General features: G+C 33.8%; 3 protein-coding genes. All 3 read right to left on the bottom strand.

Annotation, left to right across the window (positions count from 1 at the left end; genetic code table 11):
• Positions 1–55: 55 nt before the first annotated feature.
• The 3 genes from JFC08_RS13515 to JFC08_RS13525 all read right to left on the bottom strand — a co-directional run bounded on the left by JFC08_RS13515 (position 56) and on the right by JFC08_RS13525 (position 1,865).
• Positions 56–535 (bottom strand): lipoprotein, encoded by a 480-nt coding sequence (locus tag JFC08_RS13515; protein WP_198331095.1) that lies wholly within the window; start codon positions 533–535, stop codon positions 56–58.
• A gap of 76 nt (positions 536–611) precedes the next feature.
• Complete coding sequence (locus tag JFC08_RS13520; RefSeq protein WP_198331096.1) at positions 612–1,358, bottom strand: hypothetical protein; 747 nt, start codon at positions 1,356–1,358, stop codon at positions 612–614.
• 123 nt (positions 1,359–1,481) lie between these two features.
• Positions 1,482–1,865, bottom strand: a complete 384-nt coding sequence (locus JFC08_RS13525) for a mobilization protein MobS (protein ID WP_198331097.1) — start codon at positions 1,863–1,865, stop codon at positions 1,482–1,484.
• Positions 1,866–2,023 lie beyond the last annotated feature (158 nt).

Below are 2,023 nucleotides of genomic sequence, written 5' to 3' on the forward strand. Positions count from 1 at the left end.
GGGTATGCTGAATTTTCAGCAAGCATTCGCTTAAGTTGTGTAGCGATTGCTATTATTAATAGTAATCTAATAATAAGAAAGCGAATCTACCTAATTTTTCATAAGTTAACCCTACCACTTCTACATAAAAATTCTCACCGCTATCAACAGCCTCTGCTGTATATTCAATGTCTACAACTACATCTCTATCAATACCTTCTTTGGAGCCAGTTAGAGTTGCTGCACATTGATAGTTACCCAACTCTTTATCTTGTTCTGTAGTGCGTACATTACTTAGAGAAAACTCTATGTTTTCGTAATCTGTATTCACTTGATAATCAGTTATTTGTCCATCTCTTTTTCTTACGAGAGCTTCTAGTGCTAATGCATCTTTTATTCCACTAAAGTTATTAGCCATATTTGTATTGAAGCTATCACGAACTATATCTAAAGCTGTAGTTTTTACAGCGTCATTATCGCAAGAATATTCTGGGGTGCTTTGACATCCAGTAAGTGTTACTAATATAACTGCACTTGAAAGCAGTATTTTTTTCATAAATATAATCCTTGGTGCGTGAGGCTAGGTAGAGATTTATAAAATATAACTCTATTAAAATATTAGTTATTTAATGCTACAACTTAATATCTGAACATTGTAATGGTTGATACCGTTCAAGATTCTGTAAATGATCTTCACTAAATGGAGTTCCGTCGACAAAACGACCATTCACAATTTCTAAAGTATAGTGTCTTAATAAAGAACTACCGTTTTGCCATTTGCTATTACCGTTAGCCTTAATAGCGGTGTTATTAATGTCTAAAAAAACTGCACCTTTGTATTCTTCCCCGTTCAAGCTTTCAGCTTTAGTAAGTTTTCGATTACGTGTATGCCCTTTATATGATGGATCTGTAATTTCATAAATGTCTCCAGCCTTACTTGTACTAGCCACAAGACTAGAACCTTGAATCACCTGAGTAAAATATCTACCATTACATTGAGCAACACTGGATGCTACTTTATCAGTCACAAAATCAATAGCTTTCTTTTCTGGTGAGCCATAAGCTAACTGTGCGTATGTCATATTTTCGTCATACATCCACTTTAAATTGTCTTTAAACTCCTTAGCTACTTGCTTTTGATAAGGCGATAATGATACTTCGCGAATAGCGGATTGAGCAGCTTTGTTGTTATTTGGACTACGTACTCTTTCTTGAGACTCAACATCAACCTCAGAAGTTGTCTGCAAACTATTGAGAGTGCCTGTATTAACACTCTGTAAAATCGTCATAGCTTCGGAAAATATATTTCCTGCATGAGAAGCAGAGGATAGTAAAATCGAAGCTAAAACTATTGTGCATGCAGAAGTTCTATTAAGCATTTTCGTTCCTTAAGATTGATTGTTTATCAATAATACCTTACTGATAATATTAACTGCATGGTAGATAACCCTATACTATGAGTATAAATAAAATAAAGACTCATACTCTGTGAAAAACTAGCATTAATCTTCTACAAACATATTGTCTTCATCAACAGGGAAGCCAGTATCTGCAATATTAGCAACTAATGTATCATCATCTGTATATTTATCACGTTCATAATCAATTTCATTATTTTTGTCACTGATTTTTTTTAGCTTTTCTATAACATCAGACATTAACTCTCTATCAGTCTCTCTAGTTAAAAAACCATCTAACTCATTAGCAACATAGTTGCGTAATTTTTCAACTTTATTTTTTTCTAAAGCATCAATTAAGAAAGCACCTAATAATATTTTCTGCCTTGTTAGCTTCTTATCCAGCTTCTGCTTCTCTCTATTTATTTTAAGCTCAAGCTCATTAATCTTCTGCTGTTCCTTTAGATCACTACCACCAAGCAAGCTCATAACCTTTCCTTAAATTATCAAATTATAATCTTTCCAACTATAACAACTTCACCAGTACCTAACAACAGTTTATGATATAGTTAATTGACGGATGTTTGAGTCCCACTGACTAAGTGCGGATGTTTGAGTCCCACTGACTAAGTGCGAGTTTTCGACTT

The sequence above is a fragment of the Psychrobacter cibarius genome (assembly GCF_016107535.1).
Classification (GTDB): Bacteria; Pseudomonadota; Gammaproteobacteria; order Pseudomonadales; family Moraxellaceae; genus Psychrobacter; species Psychrobacter cibarius.